Raw genomic sequence first — 16,334 nt, 5'->3', positions numbered from 1 at the left:
TAATGTTAACGCGATAAGCTGTGAAATGCAGTCTTAGCGCAAATTTCAGGAATATCCTGAACATTATTGTCGCTTTACCCGACACTCTTAGACCATTATCCAAACAGCCCTTTCAGCTCCGGCACGCAGGAGCCGCAATTCGTCCCACACCGTAGCTTCGCCCCCAGCGTTGCAATGGAATCGCACCCGCCGACAATCGCCTCCCGTATCGCATTTTCCCCGACGCAGTAACAGCTGCAGATAATGCGTCCCGGATCGACACTCTCCCCCGCGCCCGCGCCGTTCAGGAGCGCATGCCGCTCCGCAAGCGTCTCTGGAGCCCGACGGAAAGCCTCTTCAATAGTCGCATGCGCCAGCGCTGGCAACGTAGTCCCTTCCCAGAATCCGAGCATCAGCTCGCCGTTATGCCATGCCAGTACGCTGCTGCGCGCATCCGTCCGGGCAAGTTGCAGCTGCCAGCCCTGCTGTTCAGCATACTCTTTCACCCACGGCATCAACGGTTCGTCAGCCGCCACCGTCAGGCGTGATGCTTTGCGCCACCAGTGTACCGAAGGCGGCAGTTCCGGCAGCACACGGGCATACAGCTCTCCCTGCCATTCAGGCTGCCATGGCATGATCCTGACGGCGGTCTGTTTACTCTCCGGCTGGCCGGACTGCGGATCGCAGCGCCCTGCCACCAGCGTATTAACCTTTCCCTGACGGGCAAACTGCGCATTCCAGTGCATGGGCGCGAATACTTCCCCCTCCCTTTGTCCATCGTTGATACGTACTTTTGCCACCATCACTCCACGCGGAGAACTGATCCGTGCCAGTTGCCCGTCGCAAAGGGCGAAACGCGCGGCATCTGCGGCGCAGATCTCAACGCAGGGCTCAGAGATATGCTGCATCAGCCCGGGAACATATCCCGTACGGGTCATGGTATGCCATTGATCGCGGATGCGTCCGGTATTCAGCAGCAACGGATATAACGCATCTGGCACCGCGCCGTGCGGACGCGGGTCAACGGGCACCATATTCCGGTGGGGAAAATCGCCCGCCGCCCACTGATAAGGCTCAAGCTGATCCCAGGCCTCACGGGTAAGCCCCGCCAGCGCATGCAGATTAAACGCCCGTGCCCCGTCATTCTCAAATGCCGACAGCGCCGCATGTTCACAAAAAATTTCCTGCGGATGTTCCCAGGCAAAGGCCTCACCATAGCCCAGCTGTTTCGCCACCTGGGCAACAATCCACCAGTCCGGTTTTGCCTGGCCCGGGGCAGCCAGAAAGGCGCGCTGGCGCGAAATCCGCCGTTCGGAGTTGGTGACCGTACCGTTTTTCTCTCCCCAGCCCAGCGCCGGGAAACGAATATGGGCGTAGCGGCTGGTGTCGGTCTCCTGCATCACCTCAGAGACAATGACCAGCGGACAGTTCGCCAGCGCCTGGCATACCGCGTGACTATCCGGCAGCGAGACAGCCGGATTGGTGCCCATGATCCATACCGCCTTTACCTCACCGCGGGCAATGGCGTCAAACAGCTCAACGGCCATCAGGCCCGGCGTTTGCGCCAGCCGTTCTGTTCCCCAGAAACGCGCCACCCGCAAGAGATCGTCCGGCTCGAAGTTCATATGCGCCGCCAGTTGATTCGCGAGGCCACCCACTTCCCGTCCCCCCATCGCGTTTGGCTGGCCGGTCAGCGAAAACGGCCCGCAGCCCTGACGGGCAAATTTCCCGCTGGCAAGATGGACGTTAATGATGGCGTTGCACTTGTCGCTGCCGCTGGAAGACTGGTTGATCCCCATGGTGTAGAGCGTAATGGCACGCGGCGCCGTGAGGAACCAGTCGTAAAACGTGGCAATCTCCTGTGCATCAAGACCACAAAACCCGGCCACGCGGGCAATCGGCCAGTCGTCAGTACCCTGAATCAGGTTGAGCAAACCGACAAACAGCCCGGCGTCACTGCCGGGCGCGAGCGCCAGATGCAGGTCGGCGATATCACAGGTGGCGGTTTTACGCGGATCGATCACCACCACTTTCATTTGCGGATTGTTTTGCCGCGCCTGAACCAGCCGCTGATAAAGCACCGGATGCGTCCATGCCGCGTTTGAACCCACCAGCACCACCAGATCGCTGTTCTCCACGTCCTCATAGCTGCACGGCACCACATCTTCGCCAAATGCGCGCTTATAGCCTGCTACCGCCGACGACATGCAGAGCCGCGAGTTGGTATCGATGTTCGCCGCGCCGATAAACCCTTTCATCAGCTTATTGGCAGCGTAGTAATCCTCGGTGAGTAGCTGGCCGGAGGCGTAAAACGCCACCGCCTGCGGCCCCCAGGTGTCGATAATCGCCCGCAGCCGCTCGCCAGCCGCGCTTAACGCCTGCGGCCAGTCCACCTCCAGCCCGTCCACCACCGGGTGCAGCAGCCGCCCCTGCAGGCCCGTGGTTTCACCTAACGCCGCGCCTTTGACGCACAGCCGTCCAAAACTGGCGGGATGGTGTTCATCGCCGCGCACCGTGACCTTGTCGCCCTCAACCCGGGCCACCACGCCGCAACCGACGCCGCAGTACGGGCACGTTGTTCGGGTTCCATTCATGATGCCTCCGCACGGACCAGCAACGCGTCGTTCCCCACCCACACCTTGCCGTTTTCGATTTTCACCGGCCAGGCGCGCACCGCAGGCTCACCGTTATCCACCTGGCAGCCGTCGCGCAGGCGAATACGCTGTTTATAGAGCGGCGAGATAACCACCGGCTCACCCGCCGCATCGCCAAGAACACCGCGTGACAGCACGTTCGCATCGCTGCCTGGCTCCTGATCGTCAAGGGCATAGACCGATGTGCCAAAACGGAACAGCGCGATCGGCTTACGCCCCAGCCGGGCGCCGATCCCCGCCTGCTCCGGGATCTCATCCAGACCGCAAATTTCCTGCCAGCGTTTACTCTCTTCCGTCGCCGGACCGTTCACCGCCGTGCGGAACAGCGCCAGACGGTTCGGATCGTTAAGCGTGGTCTGCCATTCGCACTGATACGTTTCCACCACACGGGCCATCTCCTGCTCCAGCTCGTGCGCAATGCCGAGACTATCGTCGAGGATCACCTCCCGCAGATAGTCGAGACCGCCTTCAAGGTTGTCCATCCAGGTGCTGGTCCGCTGCAGGCGATCCGCCGTGCGAATGTAGAACATCAGAAAACGGTCGACGGTACGGATCAGCGTCTCTTCATCCAGATCGCTGGCGAAGAGATCCGCGTGTCGCGGCTTCATGCCGCCGTTGCCGCACAGATAGAGATTCCAGCCCTTGTCCGTGGCGATCACGCCAACATCTTTGCTTTGCGCCTCGGCACACTCGCGGGTACAGCCGGACACCGCCATTTTGATTTTGTGCGGCGCGCGCAGCCCCTTGTAACGGTGCTCCAGTTTGACCGCAAGGCCGGTGGAGTCCTGCACGCCATAGCGGCACCAGGTTGACCCGACGCAGGATTTCACGGTACGCAGGGATTTACCGTACGCATGCCCGGTTTCAAATCCGGCCTCCACCAGCGCCTGCCAGATCTCCGGCAACTGCTCCAGCGTGGCACCAAACAGGTCAATACGCTGGCCGCCGGTGATCTTGCTGTACAGCCCGTAGCGCTTTGCGATCTGCCCGATAGCAATCAGCCCGTCGGCCGTTACTTCCCCGGCGGGCATGCGCGGCACGATGGAGTACGTTCCGTCCTTCTGAATATTGGCAAAGTAGCGATCATTGGTGTCCTGCAACGGCAGATGCGCCGGTTTCAGCAGGTATTCGTTCCAGCAGGAGGCCAGCACTGACCCCACCAGCGGTTTACAGATCTCACAGCCGTGCCCTTGGCCGTAGCGGCTAATCAGCTGGTCGAAGGTACGAATATGGTTGACGCGCACCAGGTGGTATATCTCCTGACGCGAGTACGGGAAGTGCTCACAGATATCTTTTTTCACCTCCACGCCCTGCTCAGCCAGCTGGAACTCCATCACCTGTTTCACCAGCGCGCTGCACCCACCGCAGCCGGTCGCCGCTTTGGTGCACTGCTTGATGGCGCCGATGTCCGTCGCACCGGCGCTCACTGCCTGGCAGATATCGCCTTTGCTGACGTTATGACAGGAGCAGATCTGCGCGCTGTCCGGCAGCGCCGCCACCCCCAGCGCTTTTGGCGCGCTACCGGAGAAGGCTGGCAAGATGAGCGTTTCAGGCTCTTTCGGCAGGCTGATTCCGTTAAGCATCATCTGCACCAGCGTGGCGTATTCGCTGGCATCCCCCACCAGCACGCCGCCGAGCAGGGTTTTGTTGTCATAGCTGACGACAATTTTTTTATAGATTTGCTGCGGGCCGTGGGTCCACTGGTAGCTCAATGCCCCCGGCGTACGGCCATGGGCATCCCCAAACGAGGCCACGTCCACGCCCAGCAGCTTAAGTTTGGTGCTCATATCCGCGCCGGTGAAGGACTTCTCCTCACCCGCCAGCGTGGCCGCCGCCACGCGTGCCATCTGGTAACCCGGCGCCACCAGACCGAAGATTTTACCTTCCCACAGCGCACACTCCCCGATGGCGAAGATGTCCTTATCTGAGGTCTGGCAGGCGGTATCAATGCAGATCCCGCCACGCTCGCCGATCGCCAGGCCGCTGCTGCGCGCCAGCGCATCCTGCGGGCGGATCCCGGCAGAGAAGACCACCATATCGGTGTCCAGCTGTTCACCGTCGGCAAAACGCAGGAACAGTCCATCGTCTGTGGCCGCAATTTCAGTGGTGGCTTTGCTGGTGTGAACCCCGACGCCGAGCGCTTCAATTTTTTTACGCAGCATCGCCGCGCCGTCGTTGTCGAGCTGTACCGCCATCAGGTTGGGGGCGAATTCCACCACGTGGGTTTCAAGCCCCAGCTGTTTGAGGGCGTTGGCCGCCTCCAGCCCGAGCAGGCCACCGCCAATGACTACGCCGCGTCGGGATCCCTTCGCATGCGCGGCAATGTTATCGAGATCGTCCAGCGTACGGTAGACAAAGCAGCCCGGCAGCGTGTTGCCCGGCACCGGCGGCACAAACGGATATGAGCCGGTCGCCAGCGCCAGTTTATCCCAGTGGGTTTCGTGACCGCTGGCGGTACGCACCACGTGCGTGTCGCGATCGATGGCGATAATTTGCTGCGACAAACGCAACTCTATGCCGTGTCTGGCAAAGAAATCGCCCTTCACCAGCGAGAGGGACTCCGCGCTGCGGCCGCCAAAATACTCTGAGAGATGTACGCGGTCGTAAGCGGCATAACGCTCTTCGCCAAAGACGACAATCTGGTATTGCTGATGCAGATTGCGGTTTACGCAGTCTTCAAGAAAATGGTGGCCGACCATACCGTGCCCAACCACCACCAGAGTAGGTTTTGTCATAGCGTTCTGTCCTGCAACCTGCGGTTGCGTCGTAGTGAATCGATCGAACAGCCAGTCCACGTGTGCGGGCGCAGCCGTTGCCAGTAAATCGGTAAATGTTGCCGCGCTGCGGCAATCTCCCATCAGCAGTACGCCAGCCAGCGCACCGCGATGAATCAGTAAGCGACGGTAGTGACGGGTCAGCGGATCCCACGCGTCCCAGACCGTATCCTCCGGTTGCGCCGTTACGCGCCCGGCGCTGAAGAGCTCCACACCGGTGACCTTCAGGCGCATCCCGCTGTCGGTATGGGCAAAAGGCACAGGGGCGTCCCCTGCCAGCCGGGCGGCGAGAATGTCCGCCTGTGCCAGGCAGGGGGCAACCAGGCCAAACGTCTGACCGTCGATTTCGCAGCACTCCCCAATGGCGCTAATAGCCGGGACGGAGGTCTGCATCTGCTGGTCGACCACAATGCCACGGGCGCAGTGAATACCGCTGGCGCTTGCCAGGGCGATGTTGGGCAGTACGCCGGTAGCCAGCACCACGCGCGCGGCGCTAACCTGGCGTCCGTTGTGTAGCGTCACTGAATCAGGCGCGATTGCCGCGATCCCGGACGACAGCTCGCAGCGCACGCCGCGCTCCGCCAGCGCAGCCTCCAGCAGCAGCCCCGCCTGCCGATCCAGCTGTTGTTCCATCAACCACGGTCCGCGATGCACCAGCGTGACGTTGTCACAACTTTGTACCAGCGCCGCTGCCGTCTCAACGCCCAGCACGCCACCGCCCAACACCACCGCTGGCCCCGGGATCTGCGCAATGGCTCGCGTATCCTCAAGGCGGCGGAAGGTAAAGACGTGTGGCGCATCGCCCCCGGGGATCGGCGGCACGAACGGTATCGACCCGGTGGCGAAGACCAGTTCATCCCACCCCAGCGTGGTCTGCGCGGTACGGATTTCCCGTTTCGCCACGTCCACGGCGAGCACCTTTTGCCCCCTGAGCACCGTGACGCCGCGCTCGCGGTACCAGTCATCGTCCTGCAGGCGGATCTGTTCCGGACGTTTTTCCCCACCCAGCACCGGCGAAAGCTGGATGCGGTTGTACGCATGCTCAGGCTCCTCACCCAACACGGTGATCGCGAAGCGGCCAGGCGCACGCCCGGTCAGCGAGGCAATCAGCCGTGTTGCTGCCATTCCATTGCCGATAATGACCAGTCGCATCGTGGTGCCCCCACTACGCCGCTTTGGGCTGTTTTTCATAGAGGAAATGGAGGATCTGCTGGCGCATGTGGTGGTAGCGGCTGTCGTCCGCCAGTTGCACCCGGTTACGCGGACGCGGCAGGTCAACCTCCAGGATTTCGCCGACGGTCGCCGCCGGGCCGTTGGTCATCATCAGCACGCGGTCAGAGAGCAGCACCGCTTCGTCCACGTCGTGGGTGATGAGCACAATGGTGGTTTTGAGCGCCTGCTGGATTTGCATCACGGAGTCCTGCAGATGGGCACGCGTCAGGGCATCCAGCGCGCCAAACGGTTCATCCATCAGCAACACTTTCGGCTTCATCGCCAGCGCACGGGCAATGCCCACGCGCTGCTTCATACCGCCTGAGATCTCCCCCGGGCGTTTATGCAGGGCGTGCCCCATCTGCACGCGATCGAGGTTGTGTTCAATCCACTCACGACGCTCCACCTTGCTCATGGTGTGGCGGAACACCTGATCGACCGCCAGCGCAACGTTGTCGAAACAGGTCAGCCACGGCAGCAGGGAGTGGTTCTGAAAGACCACCGCACGCTCCGGTCCCGGACCCGCAATTTCACGGTTGTCACAAATCAGTCCCCCTTCCGTCGGCAGGGTGATCCCGGCGATCAAGTTCAGCAGCGTTGATTTGCCGCAGCCGGAGTGGCCAATCAGGCTCACAGTTTCCCCTTCGTGGATATCAAACGAGACGTTCTGCAGCGCCAGAAATTCTCCGCTGGCGGTAGAAAAACGCTGGCTTACGGCCTGGACCTGAATGATTGGTTTCATGTTCGCTCCTTATTTTTCCTGCCAGCTAAAGCGACGGGCGATCAGCATCAGCCCCTGCTCCAGCAGTAACCCGACCACGCCAATGATGACGATGGCGATGAGAATGTTTTCGACGTTGAGGTTGTTCCACTCATTCCAGATCCAGAAACCGATCCCTAAGCCGCCTGTCAGCATTTCGGCGGCGACAATCACCAGCCAGGCGATACCGATGGAAAGACGTACCCCGGTCAACACCGCAGGCAGCACCGCCGGGAAGAGGATCCGACGCAGAATGGTCCACTCAGAAAGCTGCAACACGCGGGCGACGTTGAGGTAATCCTGCGGAATACGGCGTACCCCTTCGGCGGTGTTAATCACCATTGGCCAGATCGAACAGATAAAAATGGTCCAGCTGGAAGCCGGCTCTGCTTTCTGGAACAGCAGCAGGCCGATAGGCAGCCAGGCCAATGGGCTGACCGGGCGCAGCAGCGCAATCAGCGGGCTGAACATGCGTGAGAAAAAGGTGAAACGGCCAATCAGAAAACCGAGCGGGATACCGACTAAAGCGGCCAGGCCAAAGCCCACCGCCACGCGCTGCAGGGAGGCAAGCACGTTCCAGCCGATCCCCATGTCGTTTGGCCCGTCGCGATAAAACGGATCGGCGAACAGGGTGATGGCAGAATCCAGCGTGCTCAGCGGCGTCGGGAAGCCTTTGCTGTTGATTGCCGCCAGTTGCCAGAGCACCACCAGCAGCCCCAGCCCCAGCAGCGCCGGAATGATACGCTGGAGCACGTCGTTAATCCGGCGGGCAATCGCCGGAGGACGACGGCGAACCTGAACCGGTGGCAGGGTAATCACCTCGCCACTCACCGGCGTCTCGTGTTTTGCTTTCGTGCTGTGCAGATGCTGCATAATCAGGCCCCTTTACGGTGAATAGCGAAGCGGTTGGCATAGCCTTCAGGATCGGTACCGTTCCAGACGGTGCCGTCCATCAGGGTGCTACTGCGTAGTGGTGAAGTCGGTGTGGTAATGCCCCCCACCGCGGTGGCGGCATCCTGCCAGACCGCGGTCTGGTTAATGCGCTGCGCGATGCCCGCGTAGTCCGGCGCGGCTTTGAGCAAACCCCAGCGGCGGAACTGGGTTAAGAACCACATGCCGTCGGAGAGATACGGGTAGCTCACAGCCCCCTCGTTGAAGAAACGAATCGGATGCGCGTCCTGCCAGCGCGTGCCCACCCCGTTGTCGTACTCACCCAGCATCCGTCCGGTGAGGTACTGCTCTTTGGTGTTCAGCCATGCGCGACGCGAGAGGATCTGCGCCGTTTCACGTTTGTTTTCCGGTGAAGCGTCGATCCAGCGCGCGGCTTCCAGTACTGCGCTCACCAGCGCCCGCGCGGTGTGCGGATTTTTCTCCACCCAGTCGCGACGGGTACCGAGGATTTTTTCCGGGTGGTCAGCCCAGATAGACTGCGACGTTGCAGCGGTAAAACCGATGCGATCGTTAATGGCCTGGGCATTCCACGGCTCGCCGACGCAAAAGCCGACCATATTGCCAATACGCATGTTCATGACCATCTGCGGCGGCGGTACCACCACGGTGCGAACATCGTCGAACGGGTTAATGCCCGCACTGGCCAGCCAGTAGTAGAGCCACATGGCGTGCGTGCCCGTCGGGAAGGTATGCGCGAAGGTGTACGTGCCCGGTGCCTGCTGACCAATCAGTTTCTTCAGCCCGTCGAGATCGCGAACGCCCTTCTCTGCCAGATCGGCAGAGAGCGTAATCGCCTGGCCGTTCTGGTTGAGGGTCATCAGGTTCGCCATCTGCTGTGGCTTACCGGCGATCCCCAGTTCCAGTCCGTACAGCAGACCGTAAAGAATGTGCGCCGCGTCCAGCTCCCCCGCGACTAACTTGTCGCGCACAGCCGCCCAGCTCGCCACTTTGGTGGGCACGATGGTAATGCCATGCTTTTTATCGAACCCTTTCAGCGCCGCGATGACCACCGGAGCGCAGTCGGTCAGCGGGATAAACCCGATGCGCACCGTCTCCTGCTCGGGTTTATCCGAGCCTGCCGCCCACGCGGCCTGCATGACACCCGGTAACAACATTGCACTGCTCGCCAGCACGCTGGCCTGCAAAAACCGCCGTCTCGACAAATCCGCCATGACCACTCCTGAAAAAAAGACAAAAAAAAACGCCCGACAGTGCCGAAGCACCGCTGGACGCCTTTATCCCGAAGACTGATGCACCGCCGTTGGCGCACCGTCAAAATTGGTTACTGAATTAATGCAAAGCTAATGCCAGGTTTTAATGCCTTGTTTTTGTGGCTTTTGCCCCACTGGCTCTGCAAAAACGCACCTCAATCAGGCACAACGTGCCCACTGATTGTGCAGCTACTCCTTAGGGATTAGCTGCCACAATCGCTTCACGGTAAGCAGCGCGCGGGCGATATCCACCATGCGCTGGTTCTTGTCCATCGCCATTTTGCGCAGCGCCGTCCACGCCTGTTCCTCACTCATATTGTGGTGGGTCATCAGCACGCTTTTGGCTTTATCAATGGTCTTGCGCTCTTCCAGCGTATCGCGCAGCGTCGCGAGCTGGCGGGAAAGCTGTTCTATTTCACGAGCCTGCTGGCGAACCAGCGGCAGCAAAGGTTTGTCCGGATAAAGCGCGAGCGGATCGTCATTCTCATCGGCACTTACCGGATGTTGAGGGTCATGATGGATACGCTCATCAACCGCCAGCATCAGGTCGGCGATAACCATCTCCTCCAGGGTGCGCAGGTGCTCAAGACGCGACGTTTGCAGGGCGAACCAGTTCAGCGCCGTGTCGCCATTATCCGCAGCAGGCTGGCGGGTACAGGCCACACGCCGGAGTTGCTCCGTCTCGCGGTCGGGCTGGCAGTCCCGGGAAAAGGTGCTCTGCACATCCGCCGGGCTGTGGCTTAAAAAGATCTCAAAACAGGCCTGCTGCCCGTCAATGCGATCCACCAGCCTCTGGCGGGTGACATCATCAAAAAAACCCTGCGTGAAGCCAATGGCCCCCAGCGCCCGCTCTTGTCCCGCCAGCTCTTTGCCCTGCATCAGGCTGTACAGGGCAACAAAACGCCCCGCCAGTTGCGGATCGTCAATGCTGTCGTTGAGCTGCGGCACGATACTGAGCAGATGGCGAAGCATGCGACAGTAATGCTCCATCGCCTGCGGGGCGGTAACGATTTGTTGATTCACCCCTTCTCGCAGGGCGGGGAGTGATTCAAGGCTCTGCAACGCAGCGGCGATGCGCTCACATACGGCGCTGCCCGGCACTGGGGAGTGTTTATCCAGAATGCCATACAGTATGGTGAGATTTTCATCCACCAGCGCCCGGCTGGCTTTGCATTCGGGGGCATAGAGCTTACCCTGTGAGCAGAGCCAGACGTTTGATGCACCGCGCTCGCACTGTAGCATATGCACCAGTTGGCTAATGCCATTCACCAGTACGCCCAGCTGTGACAGCTTGCTGAGCTGCTCCTGGCGCAACGCTTTTGCGCGCTGGAGCCATTCGGTTGCACCCGACGAATTGCCAGCCATTAATGTCATGCTTACTCTCCCGGATAACCCTACCTGGGAGAATCAAGCAATATTCGTGCCTTAATATAAACAGGAGTTAACATGCAGAAGATTGTGATCGTCGCCAACGGGGCGGCCTACGGCAGCGAATCCCTTTTTAATAGCCTGCGTCTGGCCATAGCATTGCGCGATAACGCGAGCGAGCTGGATCTGCGGATCTTTTTGATGTCCGACGCAGTCACCGCTGGCCTGAAAGGCCAAAAACCGGCAGAGGGCTACAACATTCAGCAGATGCTGGAGATCCTGACGGCGCAAAACGTGCCGGTTAAGCTTTGCAAAACCTGCACCGACGGGCGCGGTATCACCGGGCTGCCGCTGATTGACGGCGTGGAAATTGGCACACTTGTCGAGCTGGCCGAGTGGACGTTAGCCGCCGATAAAGTATTAACTTTTTAATAATAAACCCGTAAAAATATTATTTTCTTATGGACGCGGTTTCAGCATCAAGTTTACCTGCGGGGTTGCCGATAGGCATGGAAACAACACAGCAGGTATTTCACTTATGTTCAGATCGATTCGTGCTCGCATCATTGCCGCGACGACAGGCTGCCTGGTCGTCGCCCTTCTTCTCAATACCGTCATTAATTTCCAGGTCACGCGCCAGGATAATCAGCAGTCGCAGCGTGACATTCTGACCAGCACCAGCGCCAGCCATAACATGGCGATTGCCGACTGGGTGAAAAGCAAAATGACGGTCATTACCTCCGCCCAGAGCGTGGCGCTGAGTGACGACCCGGTACCGGTCTTTAAACAACTCGCCCAGGCGGGAGGCTTCACCAACGTCTATGTGGGCTATGCCACCAAAACGGCGAAATTCTCTGAGCCTGCGGGCGTGCCTGCGGATTATGACCCGACCATTCGCCCCTGGTATCAGCAGGTGGTCAGCCAGGACGGACCGGTGGTGACCGCGCCTTACGTGGACGCCGGAACCGGAAAACTGGTGGTAACTTTTGCGGTACCGGTAAAAGAAAACGGGACCCTGAAAGCGGTGGTGGCGGGCGACGTGGCCATGGATAGCGTGGTCGCTAACGTGCGCGGCATTCACCCGACCCCGGCCAGCAGCGGGTTACTTCTGAACAGTGACGGCAGCGTTATCGCCGCCAACGATCCGGCCCTGACGTTAAAACCGTTTGCAGAAACCATTACCGGCACCGATTTAGTGACCCTGAAAAGCGGTGAACCGGTTGATGGCACATTTGACGGCGGTGATAAAACCCTCGTGGCCACGGCCGTTCCGGGAACAAACTGGATGCTGGTGGTCGCGCTCGACAATAACGACGCCACCTCCGGCATGCGCTCGCTGCTGAAAGCCTCGGCGCTCTCGCTGGTGATCCTCGCCCTGCTGAGCGGCGCGCTTGTCCACATTCTTATTGCCCGCCTGCTCAAGCGGTTGTCCGATATCCGCGACGCGATGCATAACATCGCCAACGGTACCAACGATCTCTCCCAGCGCCTGCCGGAGAGCGGTAACGACGAAGTGGCGCAAATCGCCCAGGCGTTTAACGCCTTTAGCGATAAGCTCTCGGTGGTGATGATCCAGCTGCGTGATGCCAGCGCCTCGGTGAAAAATGCCGCCCAGGAGATTGCGGCTGGCAACCAGGATCTCTCCGGGCGCACCGAGCAGGCAGCCTCCAGCCTGCGTGAAACCGCCAGCGCCGTAGAGCAGATCACCGCGTCGGTGACTCAGTCAAATGAGTCCGCGGCAGAAGCGAATGAACAGGCCAGTAAAGCCTCCGCTGCGGCCTCACGCGGCGGTGAGGTCGTCTCTCAGGCCATCAGCACCATGCAATCCATTGAAGTGGCTTCGGCAAAAATTGGCGATATCACCAGCGTGATTGATGGCATCGCCTTCCAGACCAATATCCTGGCGCTGAACGCCTCGGTGGAAGCAGCGCGCGCCGGTGAGCAGGGCCGCGGGTTTGCCGTGGTGGCAGGCGAAGTACGTAACCTGGCGAGCCGCAGCGCCCAGGCGGCGAAGGAGATCAAATCGCTTATCGACTCCACCACCGACAGCGTGGCAACCGGCTCCCGCTATGTACATCTGGCCGGGGAAAGCATGGATGAGATCCGCGCCAGCATCGGCAGCGTCTCGGGTATCATGCGTGAAATTTCCATCGCCACCAGCGAGCAGATGAAAGGCATCCATGAGATCAACCATGCTGTCACGCACCTCGACAGAATGGTGCAGCAGAACGCTGAACTGGTGGTGCAATCCGCCGCAGCCGCCAGCGCCCTGCAGAGCCAGGCGGGCGACCTTGCTGAAACTGCCGGACATTTCCGCATTTAATTTTCTTCTGGCGCGCCTTCACCGTGTAAACGCGCGCCAGCTGAATGCTTTCAGGTATTTTGTCATTTTTGTTTAAACGTTATGCCATTTTTTGATCAAAATCAGCATCCCGACGCTCCCCCTTTGGTGTTATGCCATGAGTGAATTGTGAACAACATCACGCTCGGAAATGGCAGCAGGGAGAGCGTTGTTTAAGACTACGGGGTAAATAAATGGCACTGGTAAAAACAAGTTTGAAACTGTTTGGCGGGGATACGGTAGTGGTGCGTTGTTCAGAGCGCTGCCGTATTCATTTGATGAGTGCGAAGGCACAAAAACAATCGCAGGCAGATATCCTGACCGTGCAGGATGATAAGGCGTGGCTAACCGTCCCTTATACCGGCACATGGGATGTCCTGATTGACAGCCATAGTCAGTCACTCGAACACTCAGTCAGCTACGTGGCCGCTTAAAAACAGACGCCCGGTCTGCACTCTCGCAGCCGGGCGTATTATCAGGCAAAACCCGTACGCAGCGGGTTATTCAGCGGATTTCCTTCCAGCAGTGCTTTCACCTTCGCTACAAGCTCATTCAGACACTCGTCCTGCATGCCGAGGCGCGTCAGTTCCTGATCAAGTGAAAACAGATACTGCGCGTTTGTGCCGAGCGGTCCACTGGCCGCCGCAATCAACGGCGCGATCACCTGCGTGCGGGTATCCGCTTCATACAGGGGATGGCGCGGATCCATAATAAACACCAGCGCGTTGACGGTGCGTCCGTCATCAAGTTCCAGCTTGCACCAGCTTGGCATATAGCAGCCGGTGATCATCTCGCGCTTCCAGAGCAGCGTCAGCTCCTCTTCGAGGGTGGCATCCGGCAGGCGATACGCCACCCCCGTGGTGCGTCCGCCCTCTTTCAGTGCAAGCATACGTCCCGGCTGACAGGCACTTCCGCGTCCGGCGGTTAATCGCAGACAAAATGCGCGATGCCACCCCGGGAGCGTACCTGTCGCCGATTCGACAAATTCCAGAGCCGGGTTCCACATCAGCGAACCGTAGCCAAAAATCCATACCGGGCCATCATCCGGGCGGCAGGCAAGCGTGGCAGCGAGCGACGCCGCACGTTGTTCAGCTGACCAGAGAAGCGATTCCTCAATAGCACCAAATGCCGTCTTACAATCTGCCTTCATTAAGAAATCACGCGTTAACACTTTACACCTCCGCCACTGCATGCTTCCTTGCGACATCTGTAATTCACCTTCCCGGCATTATCTACTGGTCATTTTGCCAGCAGTTGAATAACGATAAGCAATTCGCGGGCCAGTTGCAATACAACGGCAGTTCAACCGCCTGAAAAGTCAAAATGAAGGCAGCTTATTATTTTACGGCTATTTCTTTTTATGCCATTTATCATCGTCTCCTTTCTCGTAGTCATGTTTTACTGCCGCCCAGGCCACTTTATGCGCCGTCTCTTCCCGGCTGGCATCGTCCCGACGATCGTCTTTATCTTTGTATTGATCCCAGGCGCTGTTAAACGCCTCTTTATAGATATCCTGCGCATGTGCGGGCAGTACGTTTTGCACGTTATCGGGTAAATCGCGTTTCGTTTTATATGGCATCACTAACCTCTCTTTTGCTTAAAAACATAAGTGTGGACGACGATGCTGCAAGCTGCCAGTCGTGGATCAATTTTGAAGAATTAATTAAGTTAATTACATGTTATTTAATATGTATTAATCAAAAATATGACATTATGGATATCAGGAGACTTAAAACAGGATTAGGGTAAAATTAAGTAAAATATAAAGGGTATTTAACAGAGATCTGTTAATGTAATGACCTCAAAATTCTATCTATAATTACAAGCACCTGCATTGATGGAGAAGCACATGACAGCAGCACACGAGGCGGTAAAAACCCGCCACAAGGAGACGTCGCTCATTTTCCCGGTTCTGGCACTGGCTGTGCTGCTCTTCTGGGGAAGCAGTCAGTCACTGCCAGTGGTGGTTGGTATCAATATTCTTGCGCTGGTAGGGATTTTAACCAGTGCCTTTAGCGTGGTTCGCCATGCCGATGTCCTGGCCCACCGTCTGGGCGAGCCGTATGGATCGTTAATTCTCAGCCTTTCCGTTGTGATTCTTGAGGTCAGCCTCATTTCCGCGCTGATGGCGACCGGCGACGCCGCACCAACCCTGATGCGCGATACGCTCTATTCCATCATTATGATTGTGACCGGTGGTCTGGTGGGCTTTTCACTGTTGCTGGGTGGCCGTAAGTTCGCCACCCAGTATATGAACCTGTTTGGCATTAAACAGTATTTGATCGCCCTGTTCCCGCTGGCGATTATCGTGCTGGTTTTCCCGATGGCGCTGCCGGGAGCAAACTTCTCTACCGGTCAGGCGCTGCTGGTCGCATTGATTTCCGCCGCCATGTACGGCGTGTTCCTGTTGATTCAGACCAAAACGCACCAGAGTCTGTTTGTGTATGAGCATGAAGATGACAGCGACGACGATGACCCGCACCATGGCAAACCGTCTGCCCACAGCAGCGCGTGGCACACGGTTTGGCTGATCGTACATCTGATTGCGGTTATCGCCGTCACCAAGATGAACGCCAACCCGCTGGAGACACTGTTAACCGAGATGAATGCCCCGGTGGCGTTTACCGGCTTCCTGGTGGCGCTGCTGATCCTCTCGCCGGAAGGGCTGGGCGCGCTGAAAGCGGTGCTGAACAATCAGGTACAGCGCGCCATGAACCTGTTCTTCGGCTCGGTACTGGCGACCATTTCGCTTACCGTTCCGGTGGTGACGCTGATTGCCTTTATGACCGGTAACGAGCTGCAGTTTGCGCTGGGGGCGCCGGAGATGATTGTGATGATGGCGTCACTGCTGCTGTGTCAGATTTCGTTCTCAACCGGGCGCACCAATGTACTCAACGGCGCGGCGCATATGGCGCTGTTTGTGGCGTATCTGATGACGATATTTGCGTAGTTTTATCTGGTGCGGGCTGATGCCCTCACCCCAACCCTCTCCCACGGGGCTGAGGGATCCCCAGTAATATGGTCATGCAACCATGACCATATTACTGTACTCTTTTCCCAGCTTTTTCATCTCGTTAACTATAT

Annotated in this window: 12 protein-coding genes; 4 read left to right on the top strand and 8 right to left on the bottom strand. The window is 58.6% G+C overall.

Annotated elements, in window-relative coordinates:
- Window positions 1-95: 95 nt before the first annotated feature.
- The 6 genes from HX884_RS13660 to nasR form a co-directional block, all read right to left on the bottom strand.
- The gene (locus HX884_RS13660) at window positions 96-2,573 is read right to left on the bottom strand and encodes a nitrate reductase (protein WP_178328348.1); all 2,478 of its coding nucleotides are present in this window, start codon (window positions 2,571-2,573) and stop codon (window positions 96-98) included.
- Window positions 2,570-6,559 (bottom strand): nitrite reductase large subunit NirB, encoded by a 3,990-nt coding sequence (gene nirB / locus HX884_RS13655; RefSeq protein ID WP_178328347.1) that lies wholly within the window; start codon window positions 6,557-6,559, stop codon window positions 2,570-2,572. Before nirB ends, HX884_RS13660 begins: the two co-directional genes overlap by 4 nt.
- 13 nt (window positions 6,560-6,572) lie before the next feature.
- Entirely contained in the window at window positions 6,573-7,361 is a 789-nt protein-coding gene (locus HX884_RS13650) for an ABC transporter ATP-binding protein (protein WP_178328346.1), read from the bottom strand.
- A gap of 9 nt (window positions 7,362-7,370) precedes the next feature.
- Window positions 7,371-8,252 carry a nitrate ABC transporter permease gene (gene ntrB / locus HX884_RS13645; protein WP_013096249.1) on the bottom strand — a complete coding sequence of 294 codons (882 nt, stop codon included), beginning with the start codon at window positions 8,250-8,252 and terminating at the stop codon, window positions 7,371-7,373.
- A gap of 2 nt (window positions 8,253-8,254) precedes the next feature.
- Window positions 8,255-9,502, bottom strand: coding sequence for a CmpA/NrtA family ABC transporter substrate-binding protein (locus HX884_RS13640; RefSeq protein ID WP_178328345.1), 1,248 nt, complete (start codon window positions 9,500-9,502; stop codon window positions 8,255-8,257).
- A gap of 228 nt (window positions 9,503-9,730) precedes the next feature.
- The gene (gene nasR / locus HX884_RS13635) at window positions 9,731-10,915 is read right to left on the bottom strand and encodes a nitrate regulatory protein NasR (protein WP_178328344.1); all 1,185 of its coding nucleotides are present in this window, start codon (window positions 10,913-10,915) and stop codon (window positions 9,731-9,733) included.
- A 72-nt stretch (window positions 10,916-10,987) separates the two neighbouring features.
- Here nasR and HX884_RS13630 point away from each other — a divergent pair, with 72 nt between their 5' ends.
- From HX884_RS13630 to HX884_RS13620, 3 genes are all read left to right on the top strand, one after another.
- A complete protein-coding gene (locus tag HX884_RS13630) occupies window positions 10,988-11,341 on the top strand; it encodes a DsrE/DsrF/TusD sulfur relay family protein (RefSeq protein ID WP_020690905.1) in 354 nt (117 codons plus the stop codon).
- A 106-nt stretch (window positions 11,342-11,447) separates the two neighbouring features.
- Window positions 11,448-13,232: a methyl-accepting chemotaxis protein gene (locus HX884_RS13625; protein WP_048972371.1), complete on the top strand. Its 1,785-nt coding sequence runs from the start codon at window positions 11,448-11,450 to the stop codon at window positions 13,230-13,232.
- A gap of 212 nt (window positions 13,233-13,444) precedes the next feature.
- Entirely contained in the window at window positions 13,445-13,684 is a 240-nt protein-coding gene (locus HX884_RS13620) for a DUF1883 domain-containing protein (RefSeq protein WP_013096243.1), read from the top strand.
- A 41-nt stretch (window positions 13,685-13,725) separates the two neighbouring features.
- On the opposite strand, the gene HX884_RS13615 is transcribed toward HX884_RS13620, so the two are convergent.
- Both HX884_RS13615 and chaB read right to left on the bottom strand, forming a co-directional pair.
- On the bottom strand, window positions 13,726-14,421 hold the full coding sequence (locus HX884_RS13615; RefSeq protein WP_178328343.1) for a gamma-glutamylcyclotransferase: 696 nt from the start codon (window positions 14,419-14,421) through the stop codon (window positions 13,726-13,728).
- Window positions 14,422-14,598: 177 nt separating this feature from the next.
- Complete coding sequence (chaB, locus tag HX884_RS13610; RefSeq protein ID WP_013096240.1) at window positions 14,599-14,829, bottom strand: putative cation transport regulator ChaB; 231 nt, start codon at window positions 14,827-14,829, stop codon at window positions 14,599-14,601.
- A gap of 270 nt (window positions 14,830-15,099) precedes the next feature.
- Here chaB and chaA point away from each other — a divergent pair, with 270 nt between their 5' ends.
- A complete protein-coding gene (chaA, locus tag HX884_RS13605) occupies window positions 15,100-16,200 on the top strand; it encodes a sodium-potassium/proton antiporter ChaA (RefSeq protein WP_029882731.1) in 1,101 nt (366 codons plus the stop codon).
- Window positions 16,201-16,334: the final 134 nt, after the last annotated feature.

The sequence above is a fragment of the Enterobacter sp. SECR19-1250 genome (assembly GCF_013391025.1).
In the GTDB taxonomy this organism is placed as follows: Bacteria; Pseudomonadota; Gammaproteobacteria; order Enterobacterales; family Enterobacteriaceae; genus Enterobacter; species Enterobacter cloacae.
The sequence above is the reverse complement of the archived record's forward strand: the minus strand, read 5'-3'. Positions and strand labels throughout refer to the sequence as shown.

What these genes read in the sequence shown, in the direction of transcription:
- HX884_RS13640 (WP_178328345.1), bottom strand. Translation starts at nt 9,502, where the DNA reads ATGGCGGATTTGTCGAGACGGCGGTTTTTGCAGGCCAGCGTGCTGGCG.
- HX884_RS13650 (WP_178328346.1), bottom strand. Translation starts at nt 7,361, where the DNA reads ATGAAACCAATCATTCAGGTCCAGGCCGTAAGCCAGCGTTTTTCTACC.
- HX884_RS13620 (WP_013096243.1), top strand. Translation starts at nt 13,445, where the DNA reads ATGGCACTGGTAAAAACAAGTTTGAAACTGTTTGGCGGGGATACGGTA.
- nirB (WP_178328347.1), bottom strand. Translation starts at nt 6,559, where the DNA reads ATGCGACTGGTCATTATCGGCAATGGAATGGCAGCAACACGGCTGATT.
- chaB (WP_013096240.1), bottom strand. Translation starts at nt 14,829, where the DNA reads ATGCCATATAAAACGAAACGCGATTTACCCGATAACGTGCAAAACGTA.
- HX884_RS13630 (WP_020690905.1), top strand. Translation starts at nt 10,988, where the DNA reads ATGCAGAAGATTGTGATCGTCGCCAACGGGGCGGCCTACGGCAGCGAA.
- ntrB (WP_013096249.1), bottom strand. Translation starts at nt 8,252, where the DNA reads ATGCAGCATCTGCACAGCACGAAAGCAAAACACGAGACGCCGGTGAGT.
- HX884_RS13625 (WP_048972371.1), top strand. Translation starts at nt 11,448, where the DNA reads ATGTTCAGATCGATTCGTGCTCGCATCATTGCCGCGACGACAGGCTGC.
- chaA (WP_029882731.1), top strand. Translation starts at nt 15,100, where the DNA reads ATGACAGCAGCACACGAGGCGGTAAAAACCCGCCACAAGGAGACGTCG.
- nasR (WP_178328344.1), bottom strand. Translation starts at nt 10,915, where the DNA reads ATGACATTAATGGCTGGCAATTCGTCGGGTGCAACCGAATGGCTCCAG.
- HX884_RS13660 (WP_178328348.1), bottom strand. Translation starts at nt 2,573, where the DNA reads ATGAATGGAACCCGAACAACGTGCCCGTACTGCGGCGTCGGTTGCGGC.